The organism is Candidatus Flexifilum breve, assembly GCF_016713355.1.
The window spans coordinates 141,553-158,636 of sequence record NZ_JADJPI010000021.1; the positions used below are offsets into that span (position 1 = coordinate 141,553).

14 protein-coding genes are annotated in these 17,084 nt (G+C 62.5%); 5 read left to right on the plus strand and 9 right to left on the minus strand.

Going from position 1 to position 17,084, the window contains the following annotated elements:
* Positions 1-10: 10 nt before the first annotated feature.
* The 4 genes from IPK17_RS19125 to IPK17_RS19140 all read right to left on the minus strand — a co-directional run bounded on the left by IPK17_RS19125 (position 11) and on the right by IPK17_RS19140 (position 6,885).
* Complete coding sequence (locus IPK17_RS19125; RefSeq protein ID WP_343419292.1) at positions 11-1,813, minus strand: DUF8809 domain-containing protein; 1,803 nt, start codon at positions 1,811-1,813, stop codon at positions 11-13.
* Positions 1,814-1,816: 3 nt separating this feature from the next.
* Positions 1,817-3,130, minus strand: coding sequence for an ABC transporter permease (locus IPK17_RS19130; protein WP_343419293.1), 1,314 nt, complete (start codon positions 3,128-3,130; stop codon positions 1,817-1,819).
* Position 3,131: 1 nt separating this feature from the next.
* Complete coding sequence (locus IPK17_RS19135) at positions 3,132-4,091, minus strand: ABC transporter ATP-binding protein (RefSeq protein ID WP_343419294.1); 960 nt, start codon at positions 4,089-4,091, stop codon at positions 3,132-3,134.
* 337 nt (positions 4,092-4,428) lie between these two features.
* Positions 4,429-6,885: a DUF8726 domain-containing protein gene (locus tag IPK17_RS19140; protein ID WP_343419295.1), complete on the minus strand. Its 2,457-nt coding sequence runs from the start codon at positions 6,883-6,885 to the stop codon at positions 4,429-4,431.
* Between the two features lie 172 nt (positions 6,886-7,057).
* Between IPK17_RS19140 and IPK17_RS19145 the strand changes: the two genes are divergently transcribed.
* The 3 genes from IPK17_RS19145 (at position 7,058) to IPK17_RS19155 (ending at position 9,965) form a co-directional block, all read left to right on the plus strand.
* A complete protein-coding gene (locus tag IPK17_RS19145) occupies positions 7,058-7,924 on the plus strand; it encodes a GNAT family N-acetyltransferase (RefSeq protein ID WP_343419296.1) in 867 nt (288 codons plus the stop codon).
* A gap of 212 nt (positions 7,925-8,136) precedes the next feature.
* Positions 8,137-9,006, plus strand: coding sequence for a DUF4037 domain-containing protein (locus tag IPK17_RS19150; protein ID WP_343419297.1), 870 nt, complete (start codon positions 8,137-8,139; stop codon positions 9,004-9,006).
* A gap of 200 nt (positions 9,007-9,206) precedes the next feature.
* Positions 9,207-9,965 (plus strand): SDR family NAD(P)-dependent oxidoreductase, encoded by a 759-nt coding sequence (locus tag IPK17_RS19155; protein ID WP_343419298.1) that lies wholly within the window; start codon positions 9,207-9,209, stop codon positions 9,963-9,965.
* A 260-nt stretch (positions 9,966-10,225) separates the two neighbouring features.
* On the opposite strand, the gene IPK17_RS19160 is transcribed toward IPK17_RS19155, so the two are convergent.
* The 5 genes from IPK17_RS19160 to IPK17_RS19180 form a co-directional block, all read right to left on the minus strand.
* Complete coding sequence (locus IPK17_RS19160; RefSeq protein WP_343419299.1) at positions 10,226-12,664, minus strand: SH3 domain-containing protein; 2,439 nt, start codon at positions 12,662-12,664, stop codon at positions 10,226-10,228.
* A 144-nt stretch (positions 12,665-12,808) separates the two neighbouring features.
* On the minus strand, positions 12,809-13,690 hold the full coding sequence (locus IPK17_RS19165; RefSeq protein ID WP_343419300.1) for a P-loop NTPase: 882 nt from the start codon (positions 13,688-13,690) through the stop codon (positions 12,809-12,811).
* A gap of 2 nt (positions 13,691-13,692) precedes the next feature.
* On the minus strand, positions 13,693-14,418 hold the full coding sequence (locus IPK17_RS19170; protein ID WP_343419301.1) for an alpha/beta hydrolase: 726 nt from the start codon (positions 14,416-14,418) through the stop codon (positions 13,693-13,695).
* Positions 14,415-14,807 carry a DUF309 domain-containing protein gene (locus tag IPK17_RS19175; protein ID WP_343419302.1) on the minus strand — a complete coding sequence of 131 codons (393 nt, stop codon included), beginning with the start codon at positions 14,805-14,807 and terminating at the stop codon, positions 14,415-14,417. Before IPK17_RS19175 ends, IPK17_RS19170 begins: the two co-directional genes overlap by 4 nt.
* Before the next feature lie 76 nt (positions 14,808-14,883).
* Positions 14,884-15,660 carry a hypothetical protein gene (locus IPK17_RS19180; RefSeq protein WP_343419303.1) on the minus strand — a complete coding sequence of 259 codons (777 nt, stop codon included), beginning with the start codon at positions 15,658-15,660 and terminating at the stop codon, positions 14,884-14,886.
* 73 nt (positions 15,661-15,733) lie between these two features.
* Here IPK17_RS19180 and IPK17_RS19185 point away from each other — a divergent pair, with 73 nt between their 5' ends.
* Together IPK17_RS19185 and IPK17_RS19190 are read left to right on the plus strand one after the other, a co-directional pair.
* The gene (locus IPK17_RS19185) at positions 15,734-16,369 is read left to right on the plus strand and encodes an MBL fold metallo-hydrolase (RefSeq protein WP_343419304.1); all 636 of its coding nucleotides are present in this window, start codon (positions 15,734-15,736) and stop codon (positions 16,367-16,369) included.
* A 14-nt stretch (positions 16,370-16,383) separates the two neighbouring features.
* Positions 16,384-16,695, plus strand: coding sequence for a hypothetical protein (locus IPK17_RS19190; RefSeq protein ID WP_343419305.1), 312 nt, complete (start codon positions 16,384-16,386; stop codon positions 16,693-16,695).
* Positions 16,696-17,084 lie beyond the last annotated feature (389 nt).

The window sequence follows — 17,084 nt, forward strand, 5'->3', positions numbered from 1 at the left end:
CGCTCAACCTTCACCGTGACGAATCGCTCGGTTCCAGCGCCGTGAAGTAGTCGCGCACCACATCGCGCAGACCGAGCGGCACATAGCCCCCCTCGAGCGCGCGGTTAGCCGCATCCTGATACTGACCGAACACCTGATTGTACGGCACGGTCACCTGTCCTTCGGGATTCTCCGCGAACTCACCTTCCTGCACGGGTGCATCGCTGGCATCCGGTTCGAGCACGATCTCCTCGCCACCTTCCCCGCCGATGCGCCGCGGCACATTCACGCTCTCGTATTCGCTTACACCTTGTCCGTCAGGGTTGTTGTTTTGATCGGGCGCGACCTGCGCGGGGCTGGCCTGCCCGGTCGATTCGCCGCTGTCGTCGCCTGCGCCGCCGCCCTGCTGCGCCTGGATCGAACCTTGAACCTCGCCCGGTTGATTGCCTTGCTGACCACCCGGCTGCTGCTGTCCCCCTTGCTGATCGCCCTCCTGACCGGACTCACCCGGATTTTGTCCCGGTTGATCGCCCTGCTGCTGACCTTCCCCTTGCTGCGGTTGTTGGCCTTGCTGCGCCTGTTGGCCTTCCTGGGGTTGGCCTTGCTGCTGGTCGCCTTGCTGTTGTTCCCCCTGCTGCGCGATCTGCTCGGCGGCTTGCTCGGCTTGCTGCGCCTGTTCGCGGGACTGCTGCGCCTGCGCTTCTTGCTGCTGCCCCTGTTCGCCTTGCTCCTGGGCTTGCTGCTGCGCCTGTTCAAGCTGGTCCTGCGTCTGCTGATTGTCGCTATTTTCCAGCGCATCGGCAGCTTGATTCAGCGCTTCCGCCGCTTCTGGGTTGGTCTGCTGGAGTGCCTGCGCCGCGTCGCGCAGCGCGTCTGCCGCCGCCTGGCGTTCCTGTTCGCTCATCTGCTCGGCGTTCTGCACGAACTGTTCGAGGTTCTGCGTGAGCTGCTCCAGCGCGCCCTGCATGGTCTGCGCGCCCTCTTGCGCCTGCGCATTCTGTTCGCCCGCGCCTTGATCCGCCGCTTGGCGCAGCGCGTCCGCCGCCGCTTGCAGCGCCGCTTGATTTTGCGCCGCCGCGTCTTGCTGCTGGCGTGCCTGTTCTTCCAGCGCGGCCTGCATCGCGGAGACCGACGCGAATGCTTCTTCCGCGCTGATGTTCGGCTGTTCGAGCCGATCGAGCGTCTGATTCAGTTGTTCGAGCAGCGCCTGCCGCTCCTCGTTGCCGAGATCGGTATCGGCGGCCACTTCTTCGGTGATTTCGCGGATGGCGTCCGCCGCTTCATCAATCGCCGCTTCCTGCTGCGCGTCCTCTTCCAAGGCTTCGGCCTGCGGGTTGGGCAGGAGCAAGAACAGCGCCAGCAGACCCGCCAGCGCCAGCACGACTGCCCAATCGCGCGACCGCGTGCGCAGCGGCAGGTACTCGCCCGGTCGCACCGCGGACGCCCGGCTGTGCGCATCCGCCACTTGCAGCAGCCTCAGTTCTTCGTTGGAGCGAATCGCCCCCGTGCCCAATTCCAGCGCCGTCGATACCCGTTCGCCGAGGCCGAACTCCACGTCAAAGCGCCGCGCTCCAACGATCAGTGAGCGCCGCCACAGCCAGATCACCGCCAGCATGATCGCGACCCCGACCGCGACCCCCGCGAGCGCCATCAGCGCGATAGTCGGCGGCGGCCACAGTGGGCGCGTGCGCGCCACCAAGGCCAGCGCAATCCCGATGAGCAGACCGGGGATAAACGCGCGCGGCATCCACAGCACGCTTTGGGTCAGGCGCAGCCGCCGATCCCAACGTGCGACGATGCCTTGCAGCGCGGCGTAATTGTCCAGCGTCGCCATAGCCTATAACTCCGTCTCTCGTGTACTACGGATGGTGACCACGATCAGCGCGGCAGAGAGCGCCAGATACAGGATCGCAAAGCTGATCCACGGCGACACCATCGGAATAGTGCTGCCGTTGCTGGCGAGGGTGAACTGGTAGAAACCCAGCACATTTTGATTGATCAGAAGCTGTTGACTCGTCAGCCCGGTCGCAATCGGGTTGATGCTCGTCAGCAGCAAATCGGCATACGTGAACACCGTCTCCATGACGGGCGAAAACAGGATGCTCCCCTGATTCGAGAAAATGTTGCTGATCAGCCGCAGCACCACGCCGAGCACGACAGGCGCGACGAACATGATCGCGAGGATGGCGCTGTACGCCTGCACACTCGCGTTGAGTGTGCGCGCCAGCGTCGACGAGAAGTAGATGCCGACCGTGCCGAGCGCGACCGCGGTCACCGTGAGGATGACGAACGACAGAATCAGTTCAGATTCGGTTACGCCGCCGAACAGAAAGGCGATACTTTGCAGCGGAATAGCCGCCAGCAGCAGCAGCAAAATGTAGCCGAGCGCCGATTCCAGCTTGCCGATCACGAACGACGGTGTCGAGAGCAGCGTCGTCTTGAGCAGATCATACGTCTGGCGTTCGCGTTCACCCGTGATCGCCCCGGCGGTGAATGCAGGCGCAATGAAGATGATCAGCAGCAGTTCAATGCCCACGATGCCGAGGAACAGCACGCGCCCGATCTCGCCCGCCGCCGCGCTGCCACTGGCGCGGGTGCTCGCCGCATACACCAGATAGATCAGCGAGGCGAACCCACTCATCAAACCGAGATAGACCGTGATCACCGCGAAGGCGCGCACGCCGCGCATGCGTCCGCGCAGCTCCTTGATCATCACCGGGTTGACGCGCAGCGACGACAGTTCGCGGATGAGCCGTACGCCCAACCACACGCACAGTACGGCGTTGACGATGGCGATCACCCAGCCGAGCACGAACAGCAGCAGCCCGTTCGCCAACGCCAGCAGCCACAGCACCGGGAACGTCCACATCTCGCGCGCCAGCACGCCCACCATCAACACGAGCATGAAACTCACATTGATGAGCGCCAGCAGAATCATGATCGCCAGCGCGGTATCGGCGCTGCCCGCATAATTGAACAGCAGCACATCGCGCAGCGTTTCGAACGGAATGAGTCGAGCGGCGGCGATGATGCCGAACAGCAGTGTGAGCACGGCGATGCCACCATTGAGCAGCGCGCCCCGGCGCAGCCACCGGGCAGCATCGGCGAGATGCGCGTCACGCGGGGAGAGGGCTTCGGCAATCGCAGTCATGCTAGCTCACGATTCCTTTGGTGACGCGCATGAACATGGCTTCGAGGTCTTTCGTCTCTTCGGCAAAGCCGAGGATGGCGATATTCCCGCTGTGCAGCTTCTGGCTGAGCGCCGCGACGCCCTCATCACCGCCCGTGTAGTCGATGCGCACGCGGAAACGCCCACCTTTCGGTTCGAGTTCGGTGACATTGACCACGCCCTCGAAATCGCTCATCAGTCCCTTGACCGTCTCGACTGCTTCCTGATTGAGCAGCGTCACGGTGATTTCCCGGTGGGGTTGGAGCTGCGCGCGCATCTCGTCCATGCTGCCCTGCGCGATCATCTGTCCGGCTTCGACAATGCCAATATGCGTGCAGATTTCGCTCACGTCCGCGAGGATGTGCGTCGAAAAGAAGATCGTCTTGCCCATCTTCGCCAGTTCGACCAGCAGTTCGCGGATTTCCACGCGGGCGCGCGGGTCAAGGCCGGAGGCGGGTTCGTCGAGGATCAGCACCGACGGGTCATGCGCCAGCGTGCGCGCCAGCGACAAGCGCTGCTTCATCCCACGGCTCAGCTTATCGACCATATCGTCACGGCGATGCGACAGATCGACCAGTTGCAGCAGGTCATCAATCAGGCGCTTGCGTTCGGATTCCGGGATGTCGTAGCACGCGGCGAAGAAGTCGAGGTATTCCCACACGCGCATATCGTCGTACACACCGAACTCGTCCGGCATATAGCCGATCGATTTGCGCACGGCGCGCGGCTCTTCCAGCACGGAATGCCCGTTGACCCACGCCTCTCCCGACGTGGGACGCGTCAGCGTGGTCAGCATGCGCATGGTCGTGGTTTTGCCCGCGCCGTTCGGGCCGACAAAGCCGTAGATCGACCCGGCGGGGACTTCCAGCGATAGGCCGTTCACCGCCGTGAATTTGCCAAACTTTTTCACCAGATTTTTGGTTTGAATAATCAACTCTGACATGCATTCCTCCTAGTTCACAGTTTTCAGTTCACAGTTATCAGTTACAGCAAGCTCTGCGCACACTCGACTACATCTCTAACATAAACTGTGAACAGTTCACTGTTTGCTTCTCACTTTTTTCATCAACGCCGCCAACATGCGCTTGACTTCGCTGCTCCTCTCGGCTGTCGCGCTTCTGCGCGTCCGCTGTGACGGACAGCCAGAAGGCTGTCCCTACAAAACACAGGCTGTTCCCCTTAAGTCACTCCAGCGGCACGAGTGATGTACGGCGCGTCTGCTGTCTCCCCTCCCTGAATTCGGGGAGGGGCTGGGGGTGGGGTCAGACTGATAACTGCCCTCAATATCGCCCACTCTGCGTGACCATAATCCGTCCCGCGCGCAGATACCCACCCGAATCTTCCGACACAAAGCGCAGGCGCACCGCGTTTTGCGCGCCCAAAAAGCGCGCCGGGTCATTGATGGCGGCCACTTCATCGACCACCCGGATTTCTTCCCACTCGCCGAGCGTCCAATCCCACAGATACGCCGGGATGTTGCGCCCGCCGATATTGATATTCTGAATCTGCACCTGCAGCTCATCTACATCGCTCAACACGGCTTCCGGCAGCGGCGTGTACTGGAACACGACTTCTTCGCCCGGCTGCAAGGCCAGCGCAATTGGGGCGACCTCGCCCATGCCGAAGTAGTCGCGCACCACCCATGTGAACTGATCCGGCGAAATCGTGACCGCCCCGCTCGGCTCGTCCATCGTCGTGTCAACCTGCACGAGATAGAGGGTCGTGTTCTGCGCGTTCCAGTTCGCCCCCTGCATATCCAGTGCCAGCGGCGACTGGTCGGACCACGCCGCCAGATAGACCTCATCCCCGCGTCCGGTTGTGCCGTAGGCATCGTCAATGAACGAGTTGAGGAACATCTGCCGCCGCAGCGTCGCTTGCTGTTCCGGCGAGGCGTTGAGGATGAGGCGCGAGAACCCGCCGTTGATGGCATCCAGACTCATGATGTCCTGCACGGTCTGCTTGTTGGTGAACATCCCCGTGCGCGTCGTGATCGAGATTACGCCCGTGAGCGAGCGCATAGCGGGCGACGGCAGCGCCGTCCCCGGCAGCGTTAAGTCGAACGGGCGCACATCGCCCGGTTGGAGCGCGTCGCCCAGTTCGAAAGCCAGCCCGCGCGCCAGGATGATCGGCTCAGTGAGCACCATCTCGGTGTCATTGCTGACCGACCCGACCACGCGCTGCTGCCCGGCAATCGTGTTGTCAAAGCTGATCGTCGCGCTGCCGCGCAGCGCGGGCGCTTCGGTCGTCGTCGTCACGTTGAAGCCGGCGATGAAGCTGGCATCCACCGTGAAGTTCTCCGCGCTGAAGCCGTCGCGCTGCACGATGTCGACGCTGGTCTGCGTGTTGGTGTTGATGATGGCATTGCCCGTCGTCGTGCGCGGGATCGGGCGCAGCACTTCGTCGTCCCCCGTCAGCGTGTACGGTGTGCGCCGCGGTGACAGCAGGCCGACATAGCCATCGACGCGGGCGCGCTCGGCGTCCGGCCACACCTGCACCACCGCCAGCCGATTGAGCGTCGCCTCGTTGCCGCGCAGATTCGCGCCGAGGAACCACGCCAGCGCGCTAAACGCGATGATACACACGGGGATCGTCACCCACGCCCATTCACGGCGGTTGATTCGGCTGAGAATCAAGTAGTTGAGCGGGCCAATCAGCCCGATGTAAGCCACCAAAAAGCCGCACAGCGGCAGAATGTCCGGCAGGGGATCGTAACCGGGCAGAATCTCGACCGCCCGCGTCGCCGCCTCCCAATCGAGCACGCCGTTCGACCAGCTCGGCTGCGCGCCGCGGCTCGTTGCCAGCGCAAACCACAAATCACCGACATTCCCCCACCCGCGCAGCGGCGCGTCGGTCGGGTTCATCGTCAGGTAATCGACCGTGCCGCCACCCTGTGCCCGCCGCACAATCAGCGGTTGGTCGCCGCCGACCAGCACGGTTGCCTCCTCACGGAGATCGCCCGTGCTGATGATCGCCTGCTCCGCCAGATCGCTGTTGTCCACATTGAGCCAATCGGCCAGCGGCGCGAGCGTCTCGACGGTAGTACTGTTCTGCGGTTCCAGCGGCAGCAGATCAACCAGCCCCGCGCTCGTCGCCTGCCAGTTCGCGCCGCCCGTGACGACCAACTGCCCGCCGTTCGTCACCCAGTCACGGATGGCGGCGCGCTGCCCATCGCTGAGCGCACCCGTATCGACTTCACTGAACAGCAGCAGGTCCACCGCGTCAAGGGCGGCGGCGCGGTCGGGGATCTGCGCGCTGCCCCAGTTCGCCTGATAGCCGTTGTAGATGCCCGTCTTGATCGCGTTCAGGTCAATCGAGCCGACTGCCGATTCGGTCACGACCACATGCAGGCGATCCTGACTTTGAATCGAGCGCACGGGCGCAGTTGTCTGCGCGACCACCACCCCGGCATTGTCGATCAATTCGATGCGGATTTGCGTCGCGAAGCCCCGCGCCGTGATGTACAGCAGCGCCGTCTGGTCGCCGCCGCGTGGCAGCGTCACCGGGGTGCTGTACGTATTCGTAATCCCGCTGCCCGACGTTTCCGGGCGCACCACCAGCCGCCCGCTCACATCATCCGCTGCGTTGGTCAGATGTACGCTCACGGGCAGCCACTGCCCATCACGGAAATAACCGTCGAAGCCGGCTTCGGCGGTGAGCGTGATCAAGGTTTGTTCCTGGGCGGACGTGGGGAAAACGATGGCGAAGGCGAGGATCAGAAGCGCAATCAACTTACGCATACGGTGTATCATCCTTAGACGGTTTCCACAACGATTGTAACATGTTTGTTCGTATCGCCCGCATCGCGACCATTGGATTTAATGCTCGTTCTGGATGAGAATATGCTGTGTATCGCACGCACCGCGCTGATTCTGCGGGTTTATCTCTGTTTACGCTTGAAGGACGATCCCATTGCACACCGTATATGAACTTCCCGCCAAACGTTTCCACCAGACCGCGCCGCTCTTTGCCCAGGCGTGGTTTGACGAAATGTACATGGAAGCGGTCTTGCTGGGGCGGCAGCCGGGACGCATCTTCGTCAATGATCTTAAGACGCCGACCAGCGCCGTCATGTTCCGCACCTATGAATACTATCTGGCGGGCGATCCCGTTCAATCGCTGCGCCAGTTCCTCAAAGACGCGCCCGCCGAACCCGGCGTGTTTCAGAACTTTTACGGCTGGGCGCCGATCGGGAAGCCGTGGGAACAGGCACTGCTGGACGACTTCGACGCGCTCGGCTACATCGGGCGGCTCAACTTCATCTGGAACAACGCGCCGCTGATGAACTGGCGCGCCGCGCTCCCGGACGGCGCGAGCATCGTCGCGCTGGATGCGGCGCTCGCCCAGCAGGTCGACGCCGCGCTGAACGAGACCATCGGCGCGGTGTGGAGCGGCTACGACCGCTTTGAGCAGAACGGCGGCTATGGCTTCGCGCTGCTGATGAACGGCGCGCCCGCCAGCGTCGCGTTTGCCGGGGCGGTCGGCACCAAAGCGGTCAACATTTTCGTCGGCACCGCCGATCAGTTTCACCGGCAGGGGCTGGCGAAGATCGTGTGCAGCGCCTTCATCGAGACGACGCTCGCGCGCGGTCTGCTGCCGACGTGGGACACCGACAGCGCGAACGGGCGGTCGCGCGCATTGGCCAAGCGCCTCGGCTTCATCGAACGCGACCCATTCGTCGAAATCGGTTCATATCCGCGCCTGCCGCTCACGCTGAGCACGGGCGTGTGGTCATCAGAAGCGCTGGCGGGCGGCGTCACGCGCTGGTTCGCGCGGTAGAAATTTACGCCTCACCCCAACCCCTCTCCCAAGGGAGAGGGGCTTATCCGATACCTAAGCGCCATTTTTAATGCTGAGGACGAGGGCATGCCTCGTCCCTACACACGAGTCCCTGCTGTCTCCCCTCCCTGAATTCGGGGAGGGGCCGGGGGGTGGGGTCGAAATTCGCGGACGCGCTCAAGCGCATCCCTACACCTATAAGGCCACAAACCATGCCCACGACCCTACCCGAAAACGCCACCCCGGCCAGCCGCAAGCTCTACGATCTCGCCGTGCGCCTCGCCGCGGCCTGCCCGCCCAACTTCGCCAGTGAGATCGCGCTCGTCGGTTCGGCAGCGATGGGCTTATCCGACGACCAATCCGACCTCGACATCAACTTCTGGGCGGACACAATCCCGCCGGAAGCCGAGCGCGTTGCATGGCTGCAATCCCACGGCGCGACCGATGTGAAAGTCGGCGCTGTGCGTGACGATCAATCGCATCCCGTCGCGGGTGTGCTTGACGGCGTCGATGTCGGCGCTAGCTGGCAAACCCTGACCGCATTAGACGGCTACGTTACCGTGATCACACAGGGGGGATTGGAAGCGGGCGAAGCGCAGCTCGCCACGTTGGTCGATGTGCTCGTGCAAGCTGTTCCCGTCCGCACCAACGGCAAAATCGCGGCGGTTCAGGCACAGCTTGAACAGTATCCTGACGTGCTCCGCCAACAGTTGATTTTGCAGAAGGTCAGCGCCATTCACGCCCAGTTCAAGCAGATTCCCAAGCATTTCCGCTACGGCAACGACCTCGACGCTAATTTGCAGGCGTCGCTGCTCGGCACGCGCGTTGTCTCGCTGCTCTACCCGATCAACCGCCGCTGGAGTCCACAGCCGAAGTGGGAGTACCGCCTCGCCTACACCCTGCCCGTGCAGCCGCACGATCTCTATGATCGCCTGTACCAGATCATGCACGACCCCGACATTCGCCAGCGCACCATCCACGCGGCGCGCCTCGTGCTCGACACACTCGAACCCATCGCCGACGAATACGACGTGTATGAGGCCATCAGCACCATCGAAGGCTTCATCAAGCAGTATTCGTGAAGGCAAAAAACGAAGATTCAACGCAAAGACGGTAAGACGCAAAGGCGCAAAGTGACTTAATTACTTCCTTCGCGTCTTGGCGACTTCGCGCCTTTGCGTTGAATCTTTTCTTTCCCTTTCTTTTAATCTTTTTTCTATCCCTCTGTGTTCTCTGTGGTTTATGCTCTTCTTGTTTTGTGTCAGTAGTTAGGAGGTGCTTGATGCTTGTCTCACTCACAGACAAAGTCGTCATGGTGACCGGGTCGGCGCGGCGGGTGGGGCGCGCCATTCTGCTGGCCTTCGCCCGGGAAGGCGCGCAGGTGATCATCCACCACAGCCATTCGGATGCCGACGCCGCCTCCGCTGCGGAAGAAGCGCGCGCGTTCGGCGTCAAGGCGCTGATCGTCAAAGGCGATTACAGCGACCCCGCGCAGATCAACGCCAATTTCAACGAGGTGATCAGCCACTTTGGGCGGCTCGACATTCTGGTCAACAGCGCCAGCATCTTCGAAAAAGCCGATCTGCTCGACATCACGCCGAGTGACTGGCGGCATGTGCTCGATATCAACCTGAACGCGCCGTTCTACGCCTCGACCGTCGCCGCGCAGCTCATGCGCGACTTCGGCATTCCGGGCTCCATCCTCAACATCGCCGACAACAGCGGCGTCAGCCCGGTCGCCGACCGCCCGCATCACAGCGTGAGCAAAGCGGGGCTGATCCACCTGACCAAGACCGCGGCGCTCGCCCTTGCGCCTTACCAGATTCGCGTCAATGCGCTGGTGCTCGGCCCGGTGCTGCCGGAACCGGGGCGCAGCATGGAATCGTGGGCGAAAAGCGCGGCCAAGCTGCCGCTCAAACGCGCGGGCACGCCCGACGACGCGGCACGCGCGGCGCTGTTTCTGGCGACTAACGATTTCATCACGGGGGCAATTCTGCATGTCGACGGCGGCGAAGCGCTCATCACCGGGGGCTTGGCCTAGTAGACTCCCCCTCTCCTTTGGTTGCGGAGGGGGGGGGGGCGGGGCCGGGGGGGGGGGGGGGGGGGGCCGGCGCGCCCGCCCGGCCGCGCCCGGGGGGCGCCCCCCCCGCAGCCTCACCTTTAGGAGAGGGGTTAGGGGTGAGGTTTGATCTGTTGGGCTAAAGCCAAATCGGGCGGGACAAGTCCCGCCCCTACGGTGAGTTTAGCCTTTTCCCCTCTCCCTTGGGAGAGGGGTTAGGGGTGAGGCTAAATCAAAAACTTCTAGAAGCCGAGCATGTACTCGACCGCGCCGGGATCGCACTGCGCAACCGTATCGGCATTTCCATCCGTGGGACGCAGAGTCAACGCCTGATCCGTGTTTATGCCGAGGCAGTCGGCCAGCACATCCAGCACGGGGCTCCCCGCCTGCAAATTCAACACGCTCGTGTTGCCGCCAATATAGCTTAGGAAGTTATCGAGTCCCAGCGAGGATTGGAAGGTCAGACTGCTGCACGACGGATCGTCAGTGTAGCTGTTGACCGCGCTCACCCCGCCATCGCAGGAACTGGTATCACCAAACCCGGCGACGAGCGAAACATTCAGGTTGAAGGTGCCGCCGTTGCCGATGTTGCCGCCGCTGCCGTAGGTGAGACCGGACGCAATCGTGACGAAGTTCGCGTTGACCGTGCCGACGTTGTAGATGTTGCCGCCCGTTGCGCCATCCGCCCGGTTGGCGAACAGGGTGGTGTTCACCAGCGCCAGCACATTCGCGTTGTAGATCCCGCCGCCGGGAGCCGAGGACTGCTGCAGCGGTTTGGCAAAGCGCGGTTCGCCGGAGCGCGCCCCGCCGATGAACGTACTGTTGTTATCGAAGGTGCTGTTGCTCACGATCGCGTTGCCCGCGTTGTAGATCCCGCCGCCACCGCCCAAACCGGAATTCAGAGCCAAGGTGGAATTGTCCACTGTCATTGACCCACTGTTGTAGATCGCGCCGCCGCTCCCGCCCGCGATATTGTCACGCAAATCTGCGAAGTTCAGGTAGAGCGTACCCGCATTCAGGATTGCGCCGCCATTGCCCCCTGAGGAGAAGGACTGAATGTTAACGCTGCCCATTTGCAGCGCACCGCCCGGCGCGATTTCAAGCAGACGCACGCCGCTGGTAGATGAGCTCAGGAACGACCCCACACCGTTGATCGTGATGTTCCCCGTGATGACCGGGAGCGCGTTCACACCATCCACCGCATCCGCAAATGAATAACTGCCTTCGCCGTCCAAATTGATCACCGCAGGCGCGCAGGCCGGGTTGTTCCCCGCCGTAATCGCCGCGCGCAGCCCGGCAATATCGCCCGAGACGATCGTCATCGGGAAGGTGACGGGGCAGGTCGGGACGACGGGCGGCGGCAGCGGCGTATCCGACGGGATAAAGGGCCACGGCGTCCACGTTGCGGTCGGCGTGGGGCTGCTGGGGATCGGCGTGCTCGTCGGGCGCACAATGGCGACCTGCGGCACGCGCGTCGCCGTGCTCGTCGGGGTCGGCGAGGCTTCCGGCAAGCCGGGGATCTGGATACCGTAGTTCAGGATGCCATCGCCGAAACCATCCAGCGCACGGAACAATTCCAGTTCTTCCGGCGTGAGTTCGCGCGTTTCGCCCCACGGGCAGCCCGCGAACACTTCGCCATCATTCGACTGACCGTCGAGGCCGAGATTTTCCGGCAGCGACAGGCAGCGGGTCGTCGTCCAGCCCGGCTCGATGAGCTGTTCGTCGGGCGTATCCGGGTTGATGTACACATGTCCATCAATCGCAATGACTTGCAGCAGGCTGCCCACCTGAATATCTTCGCCGTACAGTTGGCGCAGAATGCCGAGCAGCACCGAGTCGATCGGGATGACGCGGAACAGCGCCGTCGAGCCCATGCGGATATCCGCCCCGGCGATATTGATGTCTACGGTGAGGTTTTGCGGGCCTTGCACGACCAGCGCGTCCGGCGCTTTGGTGCAGTCCGTCCCATTGATGTTGTTGCGGAAATAGAAGGCCTGCATCGCCGTGCGCGTGTTCGGGCCATACACGCCCAACGTCGTCACATCCGCACTCGTCGTGACCATCGCCGTCAGGATCCAACCGAAGTTTTCGCCCACGGTCACGCGCAGCCATTGACCGTCTGCCGTGATCGCATCGGCGCTGATCGTCGTCCCGCCGGGGATATTGCCGACGATGTCCGCGTTCAGGTCGGGCTGATAGCGCAGGTCAACGCCCATGCTCGTCGTCACGTCGATGATCGCGCCGGGGATATAGGTATCCTGCGGGTCGACCGCGTTCTCCAGTTCGGTTTCGCCGAGCAGCATAAACACGACATTCTGACCGGGCAGCGTATCTGGCAGGTTCGCCTGCACGCTCAGCAGCGCGATCCCCCACTCGCCCAGTTGGGTTTCGAGCGGCGTGGTTGAGATTGTCGAGATCGAACTGATCGGCGAGCGATCTGCCGGGCGCGAGAAGAAATCGGTCGTCAGCGCTTCGGTGAACGTCGCCTGCACCAGATTGTTGCCGTAGCACGCGCTGTTGCGGTCCAGTCCGCCGCAGTTATCGCCAACTGCGCTCAACGCGTCTTCGATGATGGTGGGGCACGTTTCGACATCGATTTGGGCTTCGGTCAGCCGCAGCGACACCCCCAGTAGGAACAGGGTGACGACCGCGAGGGGGAGCATAAAGCGAAGTCTTGGCATAAATCCCTCTTACGTGATTACTTCATGTTTGCCCTAGATCAGGGGGTACATCAATCATAACGCATATAGCCACGATCCGCGCGGCGGACGCGCGTAAATTTTGCGTCTGCTTCAAAGAACGCAGCGGGTTAGCCAATGTCACCCTTAGGGACAGTCAATACACTCGTCATCCGGCGGCGCGGGCGCAGGCGGCGCGACCTTCATCCGCGTGATCACCTCGTCGGCCAGCGCCAGCAGCGCGACCGCCGCGGGCGAGGTCGGGTCGGCCAGCGGAATCGGTTTGCCCGCGCGGTTCTGCCGGATCAAATGCGGGTGGAACGGAATCGCGCCCAGCACAGGCGCGCCGCCATATACCGCCTGCTCGGCGGCGGGCGCCGGGTACAGGTCGATGTGTTCGCCGCAATTCGGGCATACCACATGCGTCATGTTCTCGACCACGCCGAGGATCGGCGTCAGCTTGCGCTTGAGCACGCTAATCAGGCGTCCGTTGTCCAGATGCGACAGATTTTCGCGCAGCGCGACCAGCAGCGCCGCGTCGACCAACCGGTTATCCAGCAGCGTGTTGAGCGGTTCGCCCGTCCCCGGCGGCATGTCGATCAGCAGCACATCCGCGTCGCCCCAGTCGATGCGCGCCATCAGCAGCGCGATCAGGTTGCCGACTTCGGCGGGGTTAGGCGTAATCGCCTGTCGGTCACCGACCAGCAGGCCGAGCGACATCACGCCGATGCCGTAGCGCTGGAACGCGGGCAGCGGGCGCATATCGATGGCGTCGGGGCGCGCATCAATGGCGAACATCGCCGCCGGGCTGCGCCCTTCGCTCAAGCGCTGGCTCTGGCGCACGCCGAGCAGCGCCGGGATGTTCGGCGCATGCAAATCCGCGTCAAAAATGCCGACTTTCAGTCCGCGCGCGGTGAGCGCCGCCGCGAGATTGACCGTCACGGTCGATTTACCCACGCCGCCTTTGGCGCTCACGACCATGACAATGTGCCGCGCCGACAAACGCGCGCGGGGAAACGGATTCATCATGCTTATTCACTTCTCGGTTGCTGCCAGCGCAGCCAGTCGACGATCAACGCCTGCACACGACCGCCACGCACCGTCGTCAGCATCGAGGTGCCATGCGCCGATCCGCTGAAGAACTGCACGCCGATCTCGCCTTCGGACACCGTCGTCAGCGTTTTCACCGCCTCCGCGCTTTCGCGGTCGCGCTGCGTGGCGATCAACAGCGCGGACCGGGTGCGCAGTTCATGCAGCGCCGGTTCAGTCATGACCTCGTAGAAATCCAGCCCTGGCGACAGCGCGACCGCCGTCACACAGGCGGGATGTGCCGCGCAGCCCACCAGCGCCAGATTCGAGCCCACGCTCGCACCGATCAGGTAGATGGCATCATCGGCGGTCTCGGGCTGCTGCAGAATCCAATCGATCCACACCTGCGTATCGGATTGCGCGGCGGCGAAATCCTGCGGGCGCGCGCTGTCGCCAAACCCGCGCAGATCGACCGCGTACACGGCATACCCCTCGGCCAGCAGTTCTGGCACGAGCAGACTCCAACTGCGCCGGTTACTGCCGTACTGGTGCATCAGCAGCACCGGGATCGGATCGCCTTCCGTCTCAACCGTCGGCGCGTAGTAATCACCGACCAGCACCGCGCCATCCGCCGCCGTGATCTCAACGGTTACGGGCGCGCTGTCCTGCGCCCCTACCAGACCAACGCCGCCAGCCAGCACCAACAGGAACACTAGGATCAGTTTCACAGTTTTACCCTCTTCACTGGTTGAAGTGTCTTTACATCAAACCCAGCAATGCCCACGCGCTTAAGTTCACGTTCGACCTGCGCCGCATCCGCTTTGAGTGCCGCCACATCGACGCCCCGGCAGTGATCCGGCACGAGCGTCAGCCACCGCTGCCCGCGCTGAATCATTTTGAGCGCGCCGCGCAGGTTGCCTCGCGTGATTTGCAGATACCCCACGCCGATCTGCAAAATCCCCTGATACAGGTTGCGGATTGGGCGCGATTCGGCGCGCCACAGCAGCTCGAACACCTCGTGCTGCTCGAAGTATTCGCCCGTGTTGAACAGGTGGATCGCCTCCTCCGCTTCCGGCGGCAGCGGTTCGTCACACCCTTCGATCAGCCCGTCAGCCATGCACCATCCCCGCGCTATTCTCCGTAGGGACGCAATAAATTGCGTCCGCATCTTCCCCTCGCCTCCAGGAGAGGGGCTAGGGGTGAGGTTGAATCACCACCTCTTCCAGTATCAACGCCTGTTCCCGTTCGACCGGGACGATTCCCCAACCGAAGCGTCCCTGCGGCGTGACCACCGCGTACTGGTTGTCGATCCACGCGATGCAGCCCATCTTCCCGAGCGGCGCAAAGGCCGTCTCGTGCACGGTCTGCCCATCCACCGCGAACGTCGCCCCATCCGCCCGCCAGTCAAGCGTGTAGGTGTGGCGTTCGGTCAGCAGCGCCGGGTCGAGCACGTGCTCGCTGATGCGCAGCCGCCGCTGAATCACTGGCCAAAGTCTAGCGTACAGCGCCGGGACGCGCATCAGTAAAACGGACGGGAGAGCGAACGGTGCGAGCAGCAGCGCCGACGGGCGGGTCGCATCCAGCGTCGCCGCTTTCCAACCGAAGCCCGGCACGCCGTGCGCCAACTGCATATTGTTCGGTGGTGACCCAAAGAACCACCACAACGCGCGCGGCAGACTGGGAAGACGCTTCAACTCCGGCGAGAACGGATGATTCCAGAAGCCGAAACCCGCTGTACCCACGGGGTCGCCCGTCGCCCACGCTGTGACCGTCAGCCGCAGCGGCGGTCGCCAATCGAAGTTCAGACGGTCGTAAGCATAGTCCGTGATCTGCGCGTTGCTGTAGCCCACCTGCCCATTCTCCACCCGCAAAATGAGCTTTCCCTGAGACTCGCGCACCGTGCCGGCCCCGGTTTCCGTCACCGTCCAGCGCGGATGAAGTGTCGCATTTAGCCACAGACGTTCGTACAAATGTTCCAATTCCTCGCCTAACTAATTTGCGGTATAATGAAGTGTATATTGTAACGCAGCGAGGAAGTCTACATTGGAAATCACATGGTATGGTCATAGCTGTTTTCGTATCGCCGAACGGGGCAAACCGGCTGTCATCACCGACCCCTTCTCCGACGAGATCGGCATTCCGTCACCGAAAGTCAAAGGCGAAGTGGTGACGATCAGCCACGACGTGCCCGGTCACAACTTCGTCGAGGCGGTCAAAGGCGCGCCGATGATCCTGCGGGGATCGGGCGAATACGAAATCGGCGGCGTGTTCATTATGGGCATCGCCATGCACAATGCCAACTCGCCCGACCCGCGCCCGAACATCAGCTATCTGTTCGATTACGACGGGCTGACGGTGCTGCACCTGGGCGATCTCGATCATGTGCCCGCGCAGTCGCTCATCGAAGAGATCGGCGAAGTCAACGTGCTGCTGCTCCCCGTGGGCGGGGGTATGAGCCTCAAAGCCGCGCAGGCCGCCGAGGTCGTCTCGCTCATCGAACCGTTCTACGTCGTGCCCATGCACTACGAGCTGCCGGGTCTGGCCTTTGAACTGGAACCACTCGACAAATTTCTGAAAGCGATGGGCGTGAGCAAGGTGCAAGAATCCGACATGCTCAAAGTTTCCGCGTCTGATATGCCGGATCAACCGCAAGTCGTGGTATTGTCAGCGCAAGTGTAGGAGGATGGTGGACTGTGAGTGTCAAACTGCTCATGAATTGGGACATCAAACCGGGGCGCGACCAGGACTACTTTGAGTTCGTCGTGCGCGAATGGGTGCCGGGGATTCAGCGGCTCGGCCTCCAGCCAACCGGCGCATGGTACACGGTGTACAGCCGCGAAAAAGACCAGTCGCAAATGCTGACAGAAGGCATCGCCAAAGACCTCGATACGATGCGCGGCATTCTGAAAAGCGAAGAGTGGGCGGGCTTGCAGGAAAAACTGCAGGAATACGTCCACAACTACAAGCAGAAGATCGTCCACGTGACGGGCGGCTTCCAACTGTAGCGATCTCACGTTTTGTAGGGGCGCACCTGTGTGTGCGCCCGTTCAAATCATTGCTCTTCCTAGGGACGAGGCGATAGGCCTCGTCCCTTTTGTTTTCCGCAACCAGGGCACGCGTCACACGTAGGGGCAAGGCGCGCCTTGCCCCTACGTCCCCACGCCGCTTGATTGCCCTGCGCAAGCAGGGTAAGGAATGCGGTTGAAGTCATTGCAGCAACCGGACGCGCCGTTGCGCGTCCCTACGAACCTATCTTGTCTCCCCTCTCCCTATGGAGAGGGGTTGGGGGTGAGGTTGCAGCAACCGGACGGATGGCGCGTCCCGACGAACACAGCTTGTCTCCCCTCTCCTATGGAGAGAGGCGGGGTGAGGTCAAGGTCGATCAAAGGACGCG

Bases quoted from the DNA above. Each gene is read 5' to 3' on its own strand.
- IPK17_RS19125 (WP_343419292.1), bottom strand. From the start codon at position 1,813: ATGGCGACGCTGGACAATTACGCCGCGCTGCAAGGCATCGTCGCACGT.
- IPK17_RS19130 (WP_343419293.1), bottom strand. From the start codon at position 3,130: ATGACTGCGATTGCCGAAGCCCTCTCCCCGCGTGACGCGCATCTCGCC.
- IPK17_RS19135 (WP_343419294.1), bottom strand. From the start codon at position 4,091: ATGTCAGAGTTGATTATTCAAACCAAAAATCTGGTGAAAAAGTTTGGC.
- IPK17_RS19140 (WP_343419295.1), bottom strand. From the start codon at position 6,885: ATGCGTAAGTTGATTGCGCTTCTGATCCTCGCCTTCGCCATCGTTTTC.
- IPK17_RS19150 (WP_343419297.1), top strand. From the start codon at position 8,137: ATGCCCACGACCCTACCCGAAAACGCCACCCCGGCCAGCCGCAAGCTC.
- IPK17_RS19155 (WP_343419298.1), top strand. From the start codon at position 9,207: ATGCTTGTCTCACTCACAGACAAAGTCGTCATGGTGACCGGGTCGGCG.
- IPK17_RS19160 (WP_343419299.1), bottom strand. From the start codon at position 12,664: ATGCCAAGACTTCGCTTTATGCTCCCCCTCGCGGTCGTCACCCTGTTC.
- IPK17_RS19165 (WP_343419300.1), bottom strand. From the start codon at position 13,690: ATGATGAATCCGTTTCCCCGCGCGCGTTTGTCGGCGCGGCACATTGTC.
- IPK17_RS19175 (WP_343419302.1), bottom strand. From the start codon at position 14,807: ATGGCTGACGGGCTGATCGAAGGGTGTGACGAACCGCTGCCGCCGGAA.